Genomic DNA, 20888 nt, shown 5'->3' with positions numbered 1-20888 from the left:
AAATATAAGGCTCTAAATTCTAAAAATCGGTAAATGTAAAAGGCGTATCTCTATCTAGCAATCCTCTAAATGCCAAAAATCATTGCTGTTAAGAAGAAGTCCGCAACTAAAATAAGTAGTGAAGAGATAACAACCGTATCAGTTGTTGAACGCGCAATACCACTTGCTGTCGCTCGCCCCTTTAAACCGATATATAATGCAACGAGGTTCGATATTATACCGAAAACAAAACTTTTTAAAACTACCCCAAGACCAATATCGACACCAAAATCAACGCCTGATTTCATTTGCGACCAATAAGCTCCACCATCAACCCCCAAAGAGATTGTTGCAACGCCATAGCCACCAATAATACCAATCACACTAAAGAGCAGTGCTAGCACGGGTACCGCAATTACACCAGCCCAAAACCGTGGAGTTAAAATATATTGCACAGGATTAATCGCCATTAATTCATAACTTGCCCACTGTTCCGTTGCACGCATCAAACCTATTTCTGCGGTTAACGATGAACTCGCACGCCCCGTGTACAAAAGCGCCGTTAATACAGAACTCAGCTCTCTAAATAGAGCAAGCGCTACAATAGTTCCGACTGAAGCTTCAGCACCAAAATTAATCAGGTTTACAAATCCCTGAAAACAGAGCACCATCCCAACAAAAAGCCCTGATAATAAAATGATAGGTAATGATAAAATACCCAACTGATAGACTTGACGAACAAATAAGGAAGGCTTTTTAAACAGATACCAAGAGTTTATAAGAATATTAACCAGTAATTGCGTCGCTTCACCTAAATGGGTAATCATTCCACGAGTTTTTTCACCCGTTATTACGATGATATTACTCAAAATAGGACCTCCTCTATCGGTTTTGTTGGAATATGGAAAGGAACAGGACCATCAGCATCACCATTAATAAATTGCTGAACCCAAGGATTTTTATGAGAACGAATCTCCTCTGGAGTCCCTGTCGCAATAATACGCCCTTCACCTAACACACAAACATTATCCGCAATCGACAGAACCTCTTCAACATCATGAGAAATCACTACGCTACTTATTTTTAATGCATCATTGAGATTTTTAATCAAGCGAATCAATACCCCCATTGATATGGGATCTTGCCCAGTAAAAGGTTCATCATATAAAAGTAAAGATGGGTCTAAAGCAATTGCACGCGCTAAAGCAACTCGCCGAGCCTGACCGCCTGATAACTGTGTTGGGAATGAATCTTTTAACGCTCGAAGACCAACAGATTGTAATTTTAAAAGCACCAAAGTATTAATCATCGACTCATCGAGTTGCGTGTGTTCTCTTAATGAGAATGCAACATTATCATAGACAGTCATATCTGTAAAAAGTGCGCCAGATTGAAATAAAACACCCATTTTGGTACGAATGTCATAGAGATTTTTAGTAGAAATTGTACCGATATCATTCCCCATGAGCTCAACATAGCCAGATTGAGGATGAATCTGACCACTCAAAAGACGTAGTAACGTTGTTTTCCCAGAACCCGAAGGACCTAAAATCGCGGTAACCTTCCCCGTAGGAATTTCGATTGAAAGATTCTTAAAGATTTGCCGATTACCAAAACTCAATTGGATATTTTCTAATTTAATAATATTCTTTTGTACCATGTTAATAGGCCTTCTTTATATCGATATACTTTTATTCAAGGAGATATTATCGAGCCCAATAATTTTCTTTTGGGCGTTTACGTGCAGAAAGATTAATGGCTATTCCAATCATGGTTAAAACCAACGTTAATACTAACGTCCACATCGGAATGGATAACCCCATAAAAGTCCAATCAATTAGGCTGCAGTCTCCTCCGGTTAACAATAGATCTTTTACTATTTGATAATCGAAAACCTCTGTAATCGCCAAAGTGGTTTGAGTACACCCTAACGCATCACTAGGATTTAGTTGTAAATAGATATGTTTACCCGAAATAATTATCCCTAAAACTCCCACTATTAATATTAGTAAAATTGATACCGATGAAAAAAAACGCGTACCTTTATTTACCAACAGTGCACTTAACCAAAAGATCCCTGTAAACAGGAGCATCACCCCACGTTGTAACATGCAATATGGGCATGGCTCTAGAAGCTGCACATCTTCTAAATAAAATTTTGCAAAAGCAATAGCTAACAGCGGGACGAACCCTAAAAAGAAAAACAAGCGACGAGGAGACATTGGAGCATCCTTCTAATACTTTAAAGATTGATTATATTATCATGTTTTGTGGATAACTTCTTTAGAAAAAGTAGGTTTGACTTCTTTTCAAAACAACTAGTTAAATATCAATATTATAAATAAAAAGCCTGTATAGAATATTCTATACAGGCTTGATAAATTGGCGTCCCTACGGGGATTCGAACCCCGGTTGCCGCCGTGAAAGGGCAGTGTCCTAGGCCTCTAGACGATAGGGACTTTATGGTGGAGCTAGTCGGAATCGAACCGACGACCTCTTGCATGCCATGCAAGCGCTCTACCAACTGAGCTATAGCCCCAGACATGCTGTCTGAGGAGTTGTATAATAAAAAACTTTACTTTTTATGTCAATTTTAATCTCGACTATTTTTCTGACAAATACCGCCCTATTGACAACATCCAAATTTATCTCTTTATTTATCAAAATATTAGAGAGTTCTCTAAATAAAATTAATTTACCCGAGCTTTCTCTTTTTGCTCTTCAATCTCTTTACAGTCAATACAAAGCTCTGCAGTAGGCCGAGCTTCTAAACGTCTGATACCAATTTCAACCCCACAAGTATCACAGTAACCGTAATCATCAAGACCTAACCGACGTAATGTTTTTTCAATTTTTGCTAACAATTTTCTCTCACGATCTCTAGTGCGCAACTCGAGTGAGAATCCTTCTTCTTGAGTTGCTCTATCATTAGGATCTGGCAGATTAAATGCTTCATCTTGCATGTTATTTACTGTTTTCTCGCCTTCTTGGACAAGCGCATCACGCCAACCTTCGAGTATACTACGAAAATGCTCTTTCTGAGCATCATTCATATACTCTTCATCTTCTTTAATATCGTAAGGTTTAAATGCACTAAAAACTTCGTTACTCATTAAAATGCCCTCTGGTCTCTATTTAAAATAAAAAACAAATAGAAATCCTGTGATCTATCAATAAAAACGGAATACTCCATTAGCTAACTTTTAAAATTAAAAAAATTAATTTGAAATGTTCTAGAAATAAAATACAAATCACTGTTTACGTCGATTTATTATCTACATTCCTAATCCGTTAGATAACGCCGAAACTCCTGAGAATTGCAATGTTGCGCAAAATGATACAGCAATTATTATGAAAAAGATAATTTTAATGATAAAAAATGACTAAAAACAAACAGATATCGATTAAAGTTCTTTATATTCCCCTTCATACAGGTTCCCTGGGTTTTGACTCGTACCTGCGGTTGATTTCGATGCCCATTCTGCTGATGAGGCCTTTGCTTTACTATTTGCTTGTCGGATCGTTTCATTCATTTGCTGTCGAATTTTACGAGTTTTCCACAGGAAATAGACGCCTAGAATTGCAGCAAGCCCTAAGCCGACTATAAAAATAGCAACACCAAAAAAAGCTAAAAAAATAAGAGTGACAATGCCAACAACTGTCGCCACAATCTTTTGAAATAATGTTGCTGGCTTGCCATCAATGTACAATTGGTTACTCATCTAAGCCCCCTAGTTAAGCTATTCAGATATTAGATAATGGGATTATTGTTCTAATTTGCAAGCCATTATGAGCCTTTTTTCTTAAGTTACACTTAAATAAAATCAATTTAAGAGAGAGATAACACATCAAACATCCCATATATTCCAGGTGTTTTCTTTTCAATGAGCCATTGAGTAGCCTTTAAAGCTCCTTTAGCAAATAACGTTCTGTCAAAAGCTGTATGTTTAATTGATATTTGCTCATCTAAACTCGTAAATATCACCTCATGCTCCCCAATAATTGATCCGGCTCTAGTGACTGAGACACCAATTAAATTCTCCATTCTGGCGCCATGATCTACCTGATACGTTTGATAGCTCTCACCCTTTATCGTTTTTTTAACATTTTGAATATCTGACAATAAAGTCGATGCAGTACCTGATGGGCTATCAATTTTATAGCGGTGATGCTTTTCATGTAAATCAATATCAAAATCGCTATCTAATACTTTTGCAGCAACTTGAACCAAATAACGCTGCAAAGCAGCGCCAACACTTGTATTAGTCGCTAGTATCACTGGTACGAGAGTAGATAATTTATAAAGATCTTCTCGACACTCTTCATAATTCCAACCTGTTGTACAAATAACTAAAGGTTTGGGATTAGTCAGAGCAGCTTCAAGCACTTTATCTGTCAATGAGAAATGCGAAAAATCGATTACGATATCGTTTTTTTTAAATACATCCGCTAATGCGACTGTGTTTTCGCACTCTTTACTAAAGGAGGGACCGAGCAAAAAACTCTCATTTTCTTCAATAAGGCGCGACAAAACTTGCCCCATTCTTCCCGATACCCCAACAATTCCTATTTTTATTTTATCCATAGATTTTTTGATCACTCTTTTTATATATGCAGCTGAGCTCATCTTATAATTTTTTATCGATTTTAGCTAAAATCATTTTTTTAAATGTTAAATCATGTTTTTAATCTTAATAAAATTAATAAATAGTTAAGCCTTCAAATCAGATATGTACATTACTAAAGTAAATTTAAGTAAATTTAAAGTAATTAAATGTAATTATCTTTTATAAATCAGCAGTTTAGATTATTGATTTTAAAATAATATGAATTAATATCTATTTTGGTTTTTGTATTAAATAAAACCAATTTATATAAATTCTTATTTTATAAAAAAGGCTTTTAAAATTATGAAAAAATTATCATTAGCATTAATTGCAACATTTTCTCTTTCAACAGCAGCATTTGCACAAGTTCCCGCTGGTTCATCAGGTAATATAGTATTTGAAGGAACTGTTACTGATGCAGCCTGCTCAATTTTACCAATAAAATCGGTTGATTTAGGCTCATTATCAACAAGAACCTTAAAAAAAGGCAATACGGCATGGGGAACATCTGAAATAAAATTTGTAGACTGTAACATTGATTTAAAAGGAGAAGAAAAAAAAGTTACTAAAATTGAACTAACCACCATGGCTGGCGAAGCGGATCAAACTATGAATGCTTTATGGGCTAATACTGGCACCGCAGATAACGTTGCAGTTGAAGTAAAAATCTCAGGCAAAGAAATAACACCGGCAGGGACGACACAGCCTATTGAGGCTAATATTCATTCAAATGGCACAGCAACTTTTGGAGTGAGTGGAAGAATGGTTAAAACCTCAGATGCAGTAACCGCTGGAACAGTGTCAACTTCAGTTAGATTTATTGCAGAATACAAATAGGCAATATATTTTTTAAATAAAATTGATAGGCCTAGCCATTAGTTTAGCTAGGTCTCGATATTATAATAAATAAAGCGAGTTGCAAGAAAATGTTTCGTCATAAATTAAGTCGAATAGCTGTATTGTTACTGATTTTTAATGGGGCTGTATCACTTCAACAAATATCACATTCTTATGAGTTTAATCATACTCTTTTAGAACTATTAGGCGCTGATGAAAATGTTGATCTAACTGCATTTTCTGGTTCTAATGAACAGTTTGCGGGTGAATATCTTGCAAGAATAATTGTTAACGATGTGTTAATAGCGCAAAACACGCCTATTTACTTCTACACGAAGAATCAAGAAAGTCATGTTTGTTTTACAAAAGAATTAATATCAACTTTACCTCTAAAAAATACGTTTTATCATCAGATAAAAAATAATATCACACATACAGCAAACGTGGGGGATTGTTATGATTTAGAAAATCATAACAATAATATTGAAGTACACTTCAATCCAGCAATTCAAGAATTATCAATAAAAATGCCCCATGCATATATGGAGCGGTTTGATCCATCTTGGGTACCACCACAAAAAAGAGATTATGGTATTTCAGGTATTTTTGTGGATTATAGCTTGTTGAAAATGTTTAATCGATCTAGTTACTCTGGAACAACTCAAACACGAAATAATTTTACAAGTTACGGGACTGTGGGTGCCAATATCGGTCGGTTACGATTTAGAAGTAACTATCAATATGATACTCATATTAAAGGTTCTGATAAATTGAAATGGCTAGAAACCTATGGATTTACAGATATTGCCTCCCTTAATTCTCAGCTCTATTTTGGAGAACTGCATACAAGAAGTAACGTTTTCGATACAACGAGATTTAAAGGAGTAAGCTTTTTTACAGAAGAAAGAATGATGCCATCTTATTTACAAGGCTATGCACCACAAATTACAGGAACAGTTATGACAAATTCCGTGGTCAGAATAAAGCAATTTGGCAATATTATCAAAGCCGTACAAGTCCCAGCAGGTCCTTTTTTAATTGAAGACTTACCATCGTATTTGAATGGAACTGTAGATGTAGAAATTGAAGAAAATAATGGAAGTAAATATACCTATCAGGTAGATATTTCTCAAATTCCTTTTTTAACTCGTAAAGGTGGTATTCGTTATAATCTTAATATGGGGAAGTTATCACCGTCATATACCAGTGATATTTCAACAAACCTTATTTCTGCTGATGCATCCTATGGTTTAACGAGCAATATCTCGTTAATTGGTGGTGTATTAGGTACCACCAATAATGAATATCAAGCCATTAATGCTGGAGTTGGTTTGAATATGGGGGCTTTTGGTGCTCTATCAGTAGATATGACTCGCTCTAAAAATAAAATTGATGGACGTCGTGCATCCGTAGGGCAAAGTTATAGAATTAACTATGCGAAAAGGTTTGGCACATCAACTTCCTTGAATATAGCGAGTTACAGAATTTCTAGTCGAAATTTCACGACGCTTAATAATTACATCAATATGAAGTCTGATCAGCTACAAAATTTAAGACTAGAAAAACATCGGTTCTCTTTAAGTCTTTCACAAAATGTTCCGGCTTGGGATGTTGGATTTTCAGCATCTATATCTAAATCCACTTATTGGAATAGAAAAGAGAGCTCCTATTACAGCTTATCCGCTCATACAACCATTAGAAAAGGATTATTAGAAAATGCCTCAGTATCACTAGGCTATTCTTATAATAAAGATGAATATAATAGAAGCAATAATCAAATTTCGTTGTTTCTACACATTCCTTTAGATGGTTATCGTACTCGTCTATCTTATAGTGCTAGATATGATCACTTATCAGAAGATGTATCACAACAAATAAGTTATAGCAGCCAAACATCCTCGGGGGGTGATTATACTATTGGTGTATCTACTTATCATAAAAAGGATTTAAGTGGCGCTATTGAGTATGGGCTTGATGCTTCATATTATAAAAATTATAGTGTGGGCAGCCTCACAGCTTCGGCAAATTATAATGACAAACAACAATCTGTAACAGTAGGAATTGATGGATCACTAACGTTAACAAAACATGGTCTAGCTACACAACCAAGGGTCTATAACGATGCATCTCGCTTAATTGTTGATGCAAAAGCCTCTGATGTCGAGATATTAGGAACTGATAGTAAAACAAATATTTTTGGCCTAGCTGGAATAAGTAATATCCCTGAATATTACCGAATGAACTACATGATTGATAACGATAATCTACCAAATAATGTTGAAGTTCAGGACGGTGTTATTGATTTAGCAGCAACCAAAGGGGCAATTGTATATCGATCCGTTAATACTATTTCTGGTGAAAAAGTTATTTCTGTAATCTCATTACCTGATGGAGGGCACCCTCCTTTTGGGGCTGTTGTCTATCGAGAAAATGGCCAAAAAGAAGAAGTCGCAATGGTAGCAAACAGTGGCTTAACTTATTTGACAGGTATTAATCAAAAATCGAAATTTCTTGTAAAGTGGGGAGATAATCAATCATGCCGATTATCTATTAACTCTTCTAATATCATGGATCTCAAACAACTCACTTGTTACATGGAGTAATTAATTATGAAAAAACTGTTAATTATGCTTGCACTTATTGGCAATATCTCATTTGCTCAGATTTCATTTGATAGAACTAGAGTAATCTTTGATCATAGTAATTCTAATGGACAATCAATCGTAATAGAAAATAGTAATTCAGACTTACCTTACCTAGCACAAACTTGGATTGAGGATCAAAATGGACAAAAAATTGTTACTCCATTAGTGGCTTTACCAATATTACAACGACTGAATCCTTTACAAAAAAGACAAATTAAAATTAGTCTTGTGGAAGGTACGTCCTTACCTAGTGATCAAGAGTCTCTCTTTTACCTAAATATTTTAGGGGTTCCGCCCAAAGATAGTATATCTGATAACCAAGTTGATTTAGTGATTCAATCAAAATTAAAAGTATTTTATCGCCCAAAAGGCTTAAAAAAATATCAAGAAAATGGTTGGCTAAAAGAGCTAATGATTAGCAAAACAGGTAGCAATATAACTATTAACAACCCAACCCCATACCATGCTGTTATTTTTGGATTTGGGGATCAAAATATCAAAGGTTTGATAGAAAAAGATCTTTTAGTTGCTCCTTTTAATCAAAAAACGGTACAAATAAAACTCGGAGATACCCCATCAATCTATTTTATTGATGATTATGGTAGCAGTATGAAACTTAATTATAATTGCCAACAAGTAAGTTGCCAATTAGTGCAATAAAAAATTATTAAAAGGGGGATTTTATGAATTTGATTCAATTCTGTTTAAATAGGTTAAAAAAACTAATATTTACCTTAGTATTTTTAGCATTAGGGTATTTACCTAATATTAGTCAAGCAGCCTGCACATTCACCAATCTTGCCAGTGGAGCAACAGTAAATGGGCCATTTACTACAATAGGAGGAGTAATTAGTGAAATTGAACAAAATAAGTCCGCGGTAAAACACAAAGAGTTTAGATATCACCTCTCATGTCCTAATCCCTCATCAAAAGTTAAGATTACAATAATAGATGATTTTTCCCAGACACCACTTTATGAGAAATCCTTAAAACCAGCTATAGAGAACTTTAATACAGTACTTAAGCCAACCTTATTTGTAGCTGAAACTAGAATTAGACTTATTCCTCAAAATGGTGGTCAGATCCTTAGTAGTATGTTTGATCCTCCTAACAATAGGATAACCGGAAATACTGGTACATTTCATTATCAGGGACCACTGGAATTAACGCTGGTTGTTACAAATGGAAATAAGTATCTATTTTCAAATATTTACAAACCTTCAATGCGTTGGGAATTCCTTGAATATTACCCCATCAATATAGAAATAGAAGATAAACTTAGCAGACGTAATACTGTAGTATTCATTTCTGATGAGTTTAGGCCAAATAGTAATAAATGCGATGTTGCTGGATTTATAGTTACTGCAACACCAAACAAAATTAATTTTAATCTTAGTAAGCAATCATTAGAGCAAGGCATGATAGCGCAAAGAGATTTTAGTTTAAATATAACTCGCAACGAATCAAATTGTTCAGCACCGCTTAGACCCAAAGTAATTTTTACCACCCCAGAAACGATAATCAATAATCAAGATATTAAACTATCAAATGGGTTGTTGCTTAGTTTAAAAGATGGAGCTAACGGTCGGCCACTTGAGATTGGAAAGGCTATTCAATATTACAATAAAATTGATAATAGCCTCCGAATTAAATATAAAGCAGAACTTAGAAAGAATCCAGGGGAAGTTATTAAATCAGGACCATTCTCAACAGCAATCGTATATTTGGTTGAGTATTATTAACGACCTTGTTGCACAGGTTTATGAATTGTGGAACATAAAAAACATCGTAGCTACTAGGCTCCCTCATAATAAATAAAGATCTAAGCCAACTTTAAAAAATATAGTAATTAAGGATTTACTTGCAAAATTTTAACATCAAAACAGTAGTGAGAAGGAACCCAATATTTGGTATATCATAGGTTACTTTCGACGGCTAAGACTTGTTAATTAACGGGCTGTCACATCACGGTTAGTGTAGGTCCAGCCCACAAGCTATCGTCCTCTAAAATATGAGCTATATTGAGAGTACTTCTTAATATTTCATTCTAGATCCTGCACCATCCCCTGAAAATTTTAGCAGTATTGTACCGACTGAAATTCAATAGCAATTTATAAGGTTTTAAAAGTGCATGGTATCTAAGCAATAAATTTAAAAAATAATTAGCCGAAAAAGTCTCTAGTTACGGACTATGTACTTCACAATAAGGTTGCGAGGATACAGCTTTTCAACAAACAACAAAAAACCTTGTAACTCAATTTGTTACAAGGTTTTTGTATCGAGCAGAAAAAATGGGTTAGAACTAACGCACCAATGAATTGGTTTTATTGTGATATATATCATTGGTGTTATTACCAACAACACAATATCTACTCCCAATATGTACCAAATAAAACATACCTATATATCATCTTCAAAAGCAGGTTGAGGAAAGTTCTTCTTAAAGCATTTTGTTATATAAGCAAGGTATATTATCCCAATAAGTAATCATCATAAACGCTAAGAATACTAAAGTTGATAAATATGCTGTGGCACATGCCCTCTCAGTAATTGTCGCTAATACTCCGAAAGTCAACAATACAATTACTTGACTCATATAAGTGATCCCGAGACCACTGATGGCAATGACAGAATTTTATTAAGTTTCTCTATTACCGCCCCTTTTTTATTAGGAGTTATTTAATAATATTAACTAAATTATTAGTTCAAAAAGCTCATCAGTTTTGGAAATATTAAACTCATATTTCAAAGCGCTCTCTTGCAGATAATTATATTTCTGTTTGTATTGGTTTCTGCTGCTAGGGTCTATTGTGATTACTTGTCTACATTCTTCTCTGCCCGCTTCGCATAATAGCTCCCCAAAAGGATTGACTACACAACTCCCTCCTGAAAATACGTGCCCTAAACTATCCGCACTAACTCTATTAACGAAAGCCGCATAAAACTGATTTTCCTGAGCCCTAGCCTTAATCGCTGTTCGATGCGTGTCACCATAGGGATCCATATTTCCATTAACCACTAATAGAAGATCCACATCCAGCTGCGCATTAGCTCTTCCTGATTCTGGAAATTCAATATCAAAGCAAATCAATAATCCTATTCGAACACCTTTCCAAGTAAAACTGATATAACGATCACCTGGTGTAAATAATCCTCTATCTGTTAACCACATATGAGTTTTACTATAAACCGCTATCAATCCACTTTCAGGAGTAATAAATGCTGAACTATTAAAAAATTTACCATTTCTATTCTCAGAAAATCCTGCTACTACCGCAACCCCTTTCTCTTTTGATGCAGCTGATAGTGATTGGATAATTTCACCGTCAATGGATTGAGATAACTCAGCAATATTTTTTTTACTAGGAAACCCTGAAAAGAATGTTTCAGGAAAAATAATAATATCTGTTTTATCGGAAGCGCTATCTATAACTTGTAATGCTTTTTCTAGATTTCCAGCTATATCTCCATCATTTACAGATAACTGTGCCAACTCTAATGTAATCATAAAATTCCTTTCAATTCAGCTGAGAAAATAGACTACCAAGCATAATAGTCTATTTTTCTTTTAAAGAGCAACTATCCTTGAGTACAGAAAGCCTAGGATATAGATGGGGGTACAGCTTTTCGACATATAAAAACCCTTGCAATTCAATGAATTAAACAAGGGTTTTGATAAATATGGCGGAAAAGGAGGGATTCGAACCCTCGATACGCTATTAACGTATATCCGCTTTCCAGGCGAACGCCTTCAACCACTCGGCCACTTTTCCAATTTCTATCTAGGCTAGTTACAATACTAAATACGCATCCTTTTTACAAGCCTACTTTGTAAACAGGTATCGTCCATAAGCAACACTATAATTTAAAGGGGATGATTGTGCTTCAAATTGATCATATCCTTCTTGTAAATTTCGCCAAAATGCATAATGCGGTGATTTTTTTTCTTGATCCAAGCGATCCTCTGTCAGTTTAAAAGGATAAGCTTGCACTTCAACATAATCTTGTCCATTCTTAAGCGCCATCTCTACGAGGCTATAAATTTCCTCTATTTGAGGATCTGTCATTGCATAACACCCAATTGAATCACATTTTCCATGCACCATTAAATAACTACCTGTGCGTCCTAATGCCCGATCAAATGAATTTGGATATCCCAAATTAAAAGATTTATAGAAGCGGCTATTAGGATTTAACGAACTTCGATAGACCCGATAGAAGCCTTCCGGTGATTGTAAATCACCTTCATAGATTTTAGGTCCTAAGTTACCCGAAAAATTACAGATGGGATAATTGGCAAAGTGACGAAATTCTTTAGCATCTTGAGGCTTCATCCAAAGCTCTAACATTGATTCTTCTTTAAAGATTCGGATCAGTACTTGATCGCCTCTTTGTAAACCATATGCTTTCAATCGTTCAGTGAGCGGTCCACCAGAGATATAGGACGGTTGTTGTTTGATACTGCCACAAGCTGTAAGCATAAAAACGCCAAGAATTATTACGAATATCTTATTTAAATTTATAAAACTCATAGTTTCACCAAACGAACAATATATTAAAAAACCATAATAAAACCGTCAACAAGAACACCTTATTGACGGTCTGAAGTTAATATTCTACTAAATTTAGTATCAAAAATTCAGAATTTCTAACACCTTAGAATGTAATGCCGGTGTTGTAGCTAAAATCGTTGATACGTCTAATGCGATAGAAGATCCATCGAGCGCTGTCATTTTTCCACCTGCTTCATTAACGATGATGGATAATGCTGCGATATCAAGGATATTAACATCGGATTCAACAATAATATCGACTCTACCTGTCGCTAAAAAATGGTATTGCAGAAAATCACCAAATCCACGAGTAGAATTCACTTGACCAACTAACTTCCCATAATTCGCCCACTTTATTGGGTCTTGCGTTAAACGCTTTAAATTCCCCGATGAAAATACAGCTTGAGAAAGTTCAGATATTTCGCTTACAGAGATTCGCTGGTCTTCTAAAAAAGCTCCTCGCCCTTTAACCGCATAGATACGCTCCCCCCCATTGAAACAAGGAGCGGTTGAAACACCGAGCACAATTTCCCCCTTATACATCAGGGCAATTTGGCAAGAAAACAATGGACGACCCCGTACAAATGCCTTAGTACCATCGATGGGATCAATCAACCAGATAAAATCCGAAATCATATTTTTCTGCCCACTCTCCTCACCATAAAACCCATGATCTGGAAATTTTGATGATATATGCTCATATATCGCTTTCTCTGTGGCAATATCAACTTCGGTTACCGGCGTTGCATCTGCTTTAATTTCTATCTTAAAAGCATTCTCCACATATGCCTCAGCAATAATTTTCCGAGCAATATCGGAGGCCTCTAACGCGCAATCAAGATACTTCTGAAAATCCATTCCTCTATCCTTAGTAGTATTAACGGTCGTATTTATCTGTCTAGCATTGGGAAACCAAGTGCTTCTCGAGATTCATAGTAACTTTTAGCAACCATTCCCGCCATCTTGCGTACACGTAAAATATATCCTTGGCGCTCTGTCACTGAGATCGCTTTACGCGCATCTAATAGATTAAATGCATGAGAAGCTTTCAAGACCATTTCATATGCTGGCAATGCTAATTTAGCGATTAATAGGCGCTCAACTTCTTTTTCATAGAAATTAAAAGAGGTTAATAAGAATTCGATATCCGCATGCGAGAAATTATAGTGCGATTGTTCTACTTCATTCTGATGAAATACATCACCGTAAGTAATTTTTCCCAAAGGACCATCTGACCATATCAGATCATAGACACTCTCAACTTCTTGCACATACATTGCAAAACGCTCAAGGCCATAAGTAATCTCCCCAAGCACCGGCTTACACTCTAATCCCCCTGCCTGCTGGAAATAAGTAAACTGCGTAACTTCCATCCCGTTAAGCCAAACCTCCCAACCTAGTCCCCAAGCGCCTAATGTCGGTGATTCCCAATCATCCTCTACAAAACGGATATCATGTTTTGCTGTATCAATTCCCAAAGCTTCTAATGAGCCTAAATAAAGTTCTTGCATATTTTCTGGGGATGGCTTAATTGCAACTTGGAATTGGTAATAATGTTGCAGACGGTTGGGGTTTTCACCATAGCGTCCATCTGTCGGTCGGCGTGAAGGCTGAACATAAGCAGCCGCCCAAGGCTCTGGACCAAGTGCTCGAAGAAAGGTTGCTGTATGGAATGTTCCCGCACCAACTTCAATATCATAAGGTTGTAATACTGCACATCCCTGCTCTGCCCAATAGGTTTGCAGTGTGAAAATCATCTCTTGGAAAGTCATTTTTTTCATGTCGTTTCTTTATCTCATCTTTCGACTATTTATCATCTTATTCAAACCGTATTCATTTTCAGAAGTCGATTCACTTATGCATTAAGCCATATTATAGCGAACCTAGCGCCCTTTCGAGTGATTATCGTCTGATTTATCCTCATCCAATGGTTCCAATACTTCTTCTGAAATTAAAATATCTCTATGCATACGCTCGATTGGAAGAATTTCACCTTCTCTAAAACGATGCTCTCGTTGTGGCACAGGAATCTCAACACCGCTTTCGCGTAACGCCGTATCAATCGCCCACATATAAGCAGCTCGAATCCCATTAGGGCGCTTTACGGCTCGTGATGTCAACCAAACAACCAACTCAAATTCATAGTAGTAGTCTTTAAAGTCTACTAACCATACAGCAGGATTTCGCCCGGGTATACCTTTTAATGTATGCGGAAGTGCTTCAGCGGCGGCCAATACGGCCTCACGAACAATTTCTTTATCAGTACCATACGCGACTCTAAATGGATAACGTACCCGTCTTTGCGGTTCCTTTAGAGTCCAATTTAACATTTTAGTATTAATGAATTCCGAGTTCGGAATCACAATATCAACGTTATCATTGTCAGTAATAATGGTTGCACGTACATTAATTTCTTTAACTTCGCCCCAAAGTGGCTTACCATTTTTCTGATCTTGCAGCTCGATAAAGTCACCAACTTTAATCGATCGTTCAAAAAGAAGAATAAGACCCGAAACAAAGTTATTAACAATGGATTGCAATCCAAAACCCAGACCGATTGCTAATGCCCCTGCAACTAATGCAAAGTTAGTAAAGTCGATCCCAACAGCCGTTAACCCATACAAAAACCCAAAAAGAATAATTGCATAGTAGGTTAAGCGTCCAGCGAGGTAATAGGCCGGCAATTTGTCATCACCTCGTTTATTCCCCATACGGTTAAAAACTCGGTTAAGCCAGAAAGCAATCCACCAACAGACAAGAACTATCAATAAAAATTGTGCGAAGCTTAACGCTGTTACTGGTGTTTCACCAATTGTGAAAAGCGGGGTTCGAACCAATTCTTTAACATTTCGCCAAACATAGCTCAACGTACTTTTCGTGCGGTTAAGCGTATTCAGTAGAACACCTTGATACTTAAGTAATTGATTCTCAAGTATTTTGCCCATGAATTGACTATCAGCTATTTCAGTTTGAAGTTTTTGTAATAGCACTGACGTTTCTTGAATTAGTGTTAAGCGGTCATTTGCAACGCCTGCAAGAAAGCTATTTTCATTACTCCCTCCTCGCGTTTCGATATCTGCCAATAATACATTCGTATTACTACGTTCTACTTCATTTTGGTTAAACCAATCTTTGGCTTTTGCAATAATATCCTGCAGCTCTCGTTGACGTTCTGCATAATTCTTCTGAATACGTTCAACATCTAACTCTTCTTCACTTGAAAGAATTGCTAACGTATCTCGCTCATTTTCATACATATCAAGCTGTACTTCTAAAATGGCAACATTGATTTTTTCTTTTGCAACTCGTTGATTACGTAATCGCGCAACCGCTTGATCTTCAAGCGTGGTATCAGGCAGAAGTAATAACTGAGATTGTTCTCGCAGTAGTCGTGTATTTGCCTCTTGCAAACGAACAATCACATCACTCATTCGCTCTTCTAAGGCAATCTGTTCTTCAGGGGAAAATGTTAAGCGTGCAATTGCAATATTTTTTGTCTCTTGCAGATCTCGTGCCTCTTCTTCTAACAAGGCAAGATGATCTTTCAATAACCGTAATCGTTCGTGAAGCAATGCCTGTTCTGTTTGCGAAACAATCACTTTCAACGCAAAAAGGTAGCGTTCTGGCGTTCTCTCTGGCGTTTCAAAATAGCTAACAAATTGGTTACTTAACTGGCGAGATAACTCGCGTGATTGATTTTCTTGATCGCGGATATTTTCCCGTGTACTCGTTAATTCCGTACTCAGCTCCCGCTCACGATGGATTAATGTTAATAACTCATTAATATTATAGTGCTCTTTAACAACATTTTTTTGAACAACTTTATTAACATTTTTCTCTTTTAATGCAACATAAGCAAAGAGATTAGCGCTAATATGAGATATTTTGGGTGTCTCTTTTATTCGTGTTTCATCAGGAAGGATTGCCGCTTCGGTTTCGATACGTTCTAAAAAATCAATCACCGATTGACGAAGCTCGCTTACCTTTTGACCTTGAAAATAACTCCACCAAGAGGTTGGTAAAGACATTGGATCGGGAAGTTCTTGTTGAATCTCTTTTTCTGTTTCTGTTCCTGCTAAACCACTTTGCAATATTGAGCCAATAGGGTGAACTTGCGAGAAAGACGCACTAACACTCACAAATACCAAAAAAATCAGCGTTAATAGCCGCTTGATCATTGAACAGAAACCTCAAAATAAAGGAAAAAGAGCACAAGAAAACCTTAATCGCCTTGAACTCAGATTGAAGAAGGGACTCGAAGGTAATATTATTGCATATAGTGTCGGCTCAATCTAGAATATGAGACTGAATAATTAATTATTTTAAGGATGAATCTGTGTCAGAAAAAACAACAGAAAATCAAAGCATTGAATCACAGCTCCAAAAATTAACAAAAATTGTTGAAGCTTTAGAAAGCGACGAACTCTCGCTTGAAGAATCGCTGAAAAAATTTGAAGAAGGCATTGCTTTAACAAAAGCATGCCAAGAAAGCTTGGAATCTTCTGAAAAACGTATTCAACAGCTTCTTTCTGAAGATTAAATAGAGGAGAGATCATTAATGCTTAAGGAATGGTTCACCCAGCGCTTAAAATCCTTCGAAATGGTTTTTAAAGATAATCTTGAAAAAATCGATGCACCTGCACGATTAAAAGAAGCGCTTTTATATAGCACCCTAAATGGAGGCAAACGTCTTAGAGCACTTCTTGTACTTGCATCTGGCGAACTATTTCAGGCAAAAGAAGCAGAACTTTTTCAAATCGCAACCGCTATTGAATCCATCCACGCTTATTCTTTAATCCATGATGATTTACCAGCAATGGATAATGATAATTACCGCCGTGGGAATCTTACTTGTCACAAAGCATTTGATGAGGCCACAGCAATTTTAGCAGGCGATGCACTACTAACCTATGGCTTCGAATGTCTAAGTACTATCAGCACAATAAGCGCAGATAATAGGTTGAAAATTATACAACTTTTTAGTCAGGCCGCAGGTTCTGCTGGAATGGTTGGAGGGCAATATATCGATCTTGAATCTGAAGATAAATCGATCCCACTCACCACATTAGAGATGATTCATCGTAAAAAGACAGGGGCACTTATTAAAGCAGCTATTTTAGGCGGAGCGATTGCCGGAAATGCAGATTCAGATAGTTATGACAGACTTGCTACCTATGCGGATAATATTGGTCTCGCATTTCAAATCAAAGATGATATTTTAGATGTAGTCGGAACCCAAGAAGAGCTCGGAAAGACTCCTGGAGCGGACTTACTACACGATAAGTCTACCTATATCTCATTATTGGGAATGGATGCTTCTATTGATAAACTTAACGAACTAATATCTGAAGCCGTTGAGCTGTTGCAGCCATTTGGGACAAAAGCAACACCTCTAATCGATCTTGCTCAATACATCCAAACACGCAATCACTAAGGTTTTGTCTATGAACTCAACGCCATTACTCGATCAAATCCAAACACCTTGGGATCTTAAAAATCTCTCTATAGATGATTTACAGAAAGTCTCAAATGAGTTGAGACAGTTCCTAATTGATAGTGTGCTTGATTCAGGAGGGCATTTTGCATCAGGACTTGGGGTCGTAGAATTATCGGTTGCACTGCACCATGTATTTAATACACCGGACGACAAAATTATTTGGGATGTAGGACATCAAGCATATCCTCATAAAATTTTAACTGGCCGAAAAAATCAAATTCATACCATTCGAAAAAAAGGCGGGTTGGGACCTTTCCCTTCTATCTTTGAAAGTGAATATGATGCTTTTGGTGTCGGTCATTCATCAACATCTATTAGTGCAGCTCTAGGAATGGCAATCGGAGCTCATCACTTCCACAAAGATCAGCAGCAAATTATTGCTGTAATCGGTGATGGCGCATTAACGGCTGGACAAGCATTTGAAGCTCTCAATCACGCTGGTGATTTAAAGTCGAACCTACTCGTGATTCTTAATGATAATAATATGTCAATTTCACCCAATGTTGGGGCATTGAGCACAATGTTAACTCGCACTTTATCAAATCCTTCTTTGCAATCGATTCGAGAAAGTGGCGCAAAATTTTTAGAAAACTTACCTTTCCCACATGCAAAAGATTTAGCAAAACGTGCAGAAATACGGGTCAAAAGTGCTGTTGCAGAACAAAGTGTTATCTTTGAAGAGTTTGATTTTCAATATTTTGGTCCCATCGATGGGCATGACCTTCCAACGCTCGTTACAACGCTAAATAATTTAAAGCAGAAACAAGGCCCTAAGCTTCTTCATATTACCACTAAAAAAGGGAAAGGGTATGCAAAGGCAGAAGCTGAACCTGTCAAATTTCATGCCGTCTCTGCATCTAAAAAGCCTTCTGAATCAATACAACAATCTACATCTAAAGCGCTTACCCAGAAAGTCTCCCATACCCCGCTGACGTATACCCAAGTGTTCTCTAAATGGCTTTGTAATATGGCTGAAGTAGAACCTGATTTGATGGCCATTACACCAGCAATGTGTGAAGGCTCTGGATTAGTAGAATTCAGCAAACGCTTCCCTAATCGCTTTTTTGATACCGCCATTGCGGAACAACATGCCGTAACACTCGCAGGCGGAATGGCTCTTGCCGGACTTAAGCCCATTGTTGCGATATACTCAACATTTTTACAAAGAGCCTACGATCAATTACTACATGATATTGCGATCCAAAATCTTGATGTGACCTTTGCCATAGATCGCGCGGGAATTGTGGGTCCTGATGGTGCAACCCATGCTGGGACATTCGATATTGCCTTCCTTAGAACCGTTCCCAATATGGTCATTATGGCCCCCTCTTCCGAGGAAGAGTGCTATAAAATGTTAACAACTGCATATCAATATAAAGGCCCCGCAGCTGTCCGTTATCCAAGAGGTAAAGGTATTGGTGCCAACATTCCGACAACCATTGATAAAGGCATTCCTTTCGGTAAAAGTCACCTGGTCCACAAAGGCGAGAAGCTACTTGTAATTAATATTGGACCACTTATCAAAACAGCAGAAGCTGTCGCCAATAATTTTAATGGATCTTTGCTCGATTTACGCTTTATAAAACCTCTTGATAAAGATCAGTTACTAATGCTTGCAAAAGAACATGATGCCATTATCACACTCGAAGATGGTGCAATTATGGGGGGAGCGGGTTCTGCAATTAACGAATTACTCGCTGAAGAGAGCATCTTTATGCCAATCAAACATTTTGGTATCAAAGATTCCTATCCTAAACATGGAGAGAGAGAAGAAATCCTTGCAGATTACGGTTTAACCGTAGCAGATCTAATCCGAGAAACTGAAAAGTTTCTTTCGACTATCAATTGATAACGCTAGCTAATAAAAAGCCGCTCTATATGGAGCGGCTTTCAATCATGATATATTTTTACGTGATTTAAACAATCAGATCACTATTGAATTTCTTCTGCTAAAACTTTTAATTGCGCCTGAGTGATCTGTTGAATGCCTTTTTCTGCAAGATCAAGCATCTCTAGTAACTCACTTTTTGCAAAAGCCGCTTTCTCTGCTGTTGCTTGCACCTCTATAATCTTCCCTTCATTTGTCATGATGACATTCATGTCTGTATCAGCATTACTGTCTTCAGCATAATCTAAATCGAGCACCGGTTTTCCTTGATAGACACCCACAGATATTGCGGCGATCTGCGCGACTAGTGGCGTTTTTTCTAGTACACCAATTTCAACTAACTTATGAAGCGCTAGTACAAGCGCAATATAGCCTCCTGAAATCGCCGCTGTACGAGTACCACCATCTGCTTGTAAAACATCGCAATCAATAGTAATTGTTCGCTCTCCGAGCAATTCTAAATCAACTGCTGCACGTAGTGAGCGACCAATTAATCGTTGAATCTCCAAAGTTCGTCCACTCTGCTTTCCTCGTGCAGCTTCACGGCTAGATCGCGTATGCGTTGAACCAGGGAGCATTCCATACTCTGCCGTAATCCAACCTTTTCCTTCTCCACGTAAGAACCCTGGTACGCGTTCCTCAATCGTGGCGGTACAAAGAACCTTAGTATTCCCAAATACAGCCAAAACAGATCCCGCAGCATGCATTGTAAAATTGGGTATGAATTGCAATTCTCGCATTTGATTCGCTAATCGCTTTGATGGTCTCATATAATTCTCCTAATGATAATAAATAGCTATATAAGCCCAATTCCTTAAGCTCTATGCAGAAAACGCCCGTAAAAACGGGCGTTAATATTCGTAAACATTTCTAGTCTAATTT

19 protein-coding genes and 3 tRNA genes are annotated in these 20888 nt (G+C 36.9%); 7 read left to right on the top strand and 15 right to left on the bottom strand.

Going from position 1 to position 20888, the window contains the following annotated elements:
- Nucleotides 1-65: 65 nt before the first annotated feature.
- The 8 genes from ACPF7B_RS09675 to dapB all read right to left on the bottom strand — a co-directional run bounded on the left by ACPF7B_RS09675 (nt 66) and on the right by dapB (nt 4606).
- The gene (locus ACPF7B_RS09675; RefSeq protein WP_490505593.1) at nt 66-848 is read right to left on the bottom strand and encodes an MlaE family lipid ABC transporter permease subunit; all 783 of its coding nucleotides are present in this window, start codon (nt 846-848) and stop codon (nt 66-68) included.
- A complete protein-coding gene (locus tag ACPF7B_RS09670; RefSeq protein ID WP_490505592.1) occupies nt 845-1639 on the bottom strand; it encodes an ABC transporter ATP-binding protein in 795 nt (264 codons plus the stop codon). The genes ACPF7B_RS09675 and ACPF7B_RS09670 overlap by 4 nt, the downstream gene beginning before the upstream one ends.
- Nucleotides 1640-1685: 46 nt before the next feature.
- A complete protein-coding gene (locus ACPF7B_RS09665; protein WP_490505591.1) occupies nt 1686-2201 on the bottom strand; it encodes a disulfide bond formation protein B in 516 nt (171 codons plus the stop codon).
- A gap of 161 nt (nt 2202-2362) precedes the next feature.
- Nucleotides 2363-2438: transfer RNA gene (locus tag ACPF7B_RS09660), tRNA-Glu, on the bottom strand.
- Nucleotides 2439-2442: 4 nt separating this feature from the next.
- Nucleotides 2443-2518: transfer RNA gene (locus tag ACPF7B_RS09655), tRNA-Ala, on the bottom strand.
- Between the two features lie 151 nt (nt 2519-2669).
- Nucleotides 2670-3092: an RNA polymerase-binding protein DksA gene (gene dksA / locus ACPF7B_RS09650; RefSeq protein ID WP_490505590.1), complete on the bottom strand. Its 423-nt coding sequence runs from the start codon at nt 3090-3092 to the stop codon at nt 2670-2672.
- A gap of 291 nt (nt 3093-3383) precedes the next feature.
- Complete coding sequence (locus ACPF7B_RS09645; protein ID WP_490505589.1) at nt 3384-3701, bottom strand: hypothetical protein; 318 nt, start codon at nt 3699-3701, stop codon at nt 3384-3386.
- A 107-nt stretch (nt 3702-3808) separates the two neighbouring features.
- Nucleotides 3809-4606: a 4-hydroxy-tetrahydrodipicolinate reductase gene (dapB, locus tag ACPF7B_RS09640; protein WP_490505588.1), complete on the bottom strand. Its 798-nt coding sequence runs from the start codon at nt 4604-4606 to the stop codon at nt 3809-3811.
- Between the two features lie 283 nt (nt 4607-4889).
- Between dapB and ACPF7B_RS09635 the strand changes: the two genes are divergently transcribed.
- The 4 genes from ACPF7B_RS09635 (at nt 4890) to ACPF7B_RS09620 (ending at nt 9810) form a co-directional block, all read left to right on the top strand.
- Nucleotides 4890-5423, top strand: coding sequence for a fimbrial protein (locus tag ACPF7B_RS09635; protein ID WP_490505587.1), 534 nt, complete (start codon nt 4890-4892; stop codon nt 5421-5423).
- Between the two features lie 89 nt (nt 5424-5512).
- Nucleotides 5513-8026, top strand: a complete 2514-nt coding sequence (locus ACPF7B_RS09630) for a fimbria/pilus outer membrane usher protein (protein ID WP_490505586.1) — start codon at nt 5513-5515, stop codon at nt 8024-8026.
- Between the two features lie 6 nt (nt 8027-8032).
- A complete protein-coding gene (locus tag ACPF7B_RS09625; RefSeq protein ID WP_490505585.1) occupies nt 8033-8728 on the top strand; it encodes a fimbrial biogenesis chaperone in 696 nt (231 codons plus the stop codon).
- Between the two features lie 23 nt (nt 8729-8751).
- Nucleotides 8752-9810, top strand: a complete 1059-nt coding sequence (locus tag ACPF7B_RS09620) for a hypothetical protein (protein ID WP_490505584.1) — start codon at nt 8752-8754, stop codon at nt 9808-9810.
- A gap of 950 nt (nt 9811-10760) precedes the next feature.
- Here ACPF7B_RS09620 and ACPF7B_RS09615 read toward each other — a convergent pair.
- The 6 genes from ACPF7B_RS09615 to ACPF7B_RS09590 all read right to left on the bottom strand — a co-directional run bounded on the left by ACPF7B_RS09615 (nt 10761) and on the right by ACPF7B_RS09590 (nt 16799).
- A complete protein-coding gene (locus ACPF7B_RS09615; protein ID WP_490505583.1) occupies nt 10761-11576 on the bottom strand; it encodes a carbon-nitrogen hydrolase family protein in 816 nt (271 codons plus the stop codon).
- A gap of 174 nt (nt 11577-11750) precedes the next feature.
- Nucleotides 11751-11841, bottom strand: a tRNA-Ser gene (locus ACPF7B_RS09610).
- Nucleotides 11842-11892: 51 nt separating this feature from the next.
- Nucleotides 11893-12549 carry a L,D-transpeptidase family protein gene (locus tag ACPF7B_RS09605; protein WP_490505582.1) on the bottom strand — a complete coding sequence of 219 codons (657 nt, stop codon included), beginning with the start codon at nt 12547-12549 and terminating at the stop codon, nt 11893-11895.
- 150 nt (nt 12550-12699) lie between these two features.
- Nucleotides 12700-13479 (bottom strand): inositol monophosphatase family protein, encoded by a 780-nt coding sequence (locus tag ACPF7B_RS09600; protein WP_490505581.1) that lies wholly within the window; start codon nt 13477-13479, stop codon nt 12700-12702.
- A 32-nt stretch (nt 13480-13511) separates the two neighbouring features.
- A complete protein-coding gene (gene glyQ / locus ACPF7B_RS09595; RefSeq protein ID WP_490505580.1) occupies nt 13512-14402 on the bottom strand; it encodes a glycine--tRNA ligase subunit alpha in 891 nt (296 codons plus the stop codon).
- A gap of 102 nt (nt 14403-14504) precedes the next feature.
- Nucleotides 14505-16799: a mechanosensitive ion channel family protein gene (locus tag ACPF7B_RS09590; protein WP_490505579.1), complete on the bottom strand. Its 2295-nt coding sequence runs from the start codon at nt 16797-16799 to the stop codon at nt 14505-14507.
- Between the two features lie 158 nt (nt 16800-16957).
- Here ACPF7B_RS09590 and xseB point away from each other — a divergent pair, with 158 nt between their 5' ends.
- Genes xseB through dxs form a run of 3 tightly spaced genes read left to right on the top strand, consistent with a single transcriptional unit; the run spans nt 16958 to nt 19967 of the window.
- Entirely contained in the window at nt 16958-17161 is a 204-nt protein-coding gene (gene xseB / locus ACPF7B_RS09585; protein ID WP_490505578.1) for an exodeoxyribonuclease VII small subunit, read from the top strand.
- Between the two features lie 18 nt (nt 17162-17179).
- A complete protein-coding gene (locus tag ACPF7B_RS09580) occupies nt 17180-18055 on the top strand; it encodes a polyprenyl synthetase family protein (protein WP_490505577.1) in 876 nt (291 codons plus the stop codon).
- Nucleotides 18056-18065: 10 nt separating this feature from the next.
- Nucleotides 18066-19967, top strand: a complete 1902-nt coding sequence (gene dxs / locus ACPF7B_RS09575; protein WP_490505576.1) for a 1-deoxy-D-xylulose-5-phosphate synthase — start codon at nt 18066-18068, stop codon at nt 19965-19967.
- Nucleotides 19968-20050: 83 nt separating this feature from the next.
- Here the strand turns inward: dxs and rph are convergent, their stop codons facing one another.
- Nucleotides 20051-20776, bottom strand: coding sequence for a ribonuclease PH (gene rph, locus ACPF7B_RS09570; protein WP_490505575.1), 726 nt, complete (start codon nt 20774-20776; stop codon nt 20051-20053).
- Nucleotides 20777-20888 lie beyond the last annotated feature (112 nt).

It is taken from the genome of Ignatzschineria sp. 22MB058224 (assembly GCF_058188435.1).
This window is presented reverse-complemented; position numbering and strand designations above follow the sequence as displayed.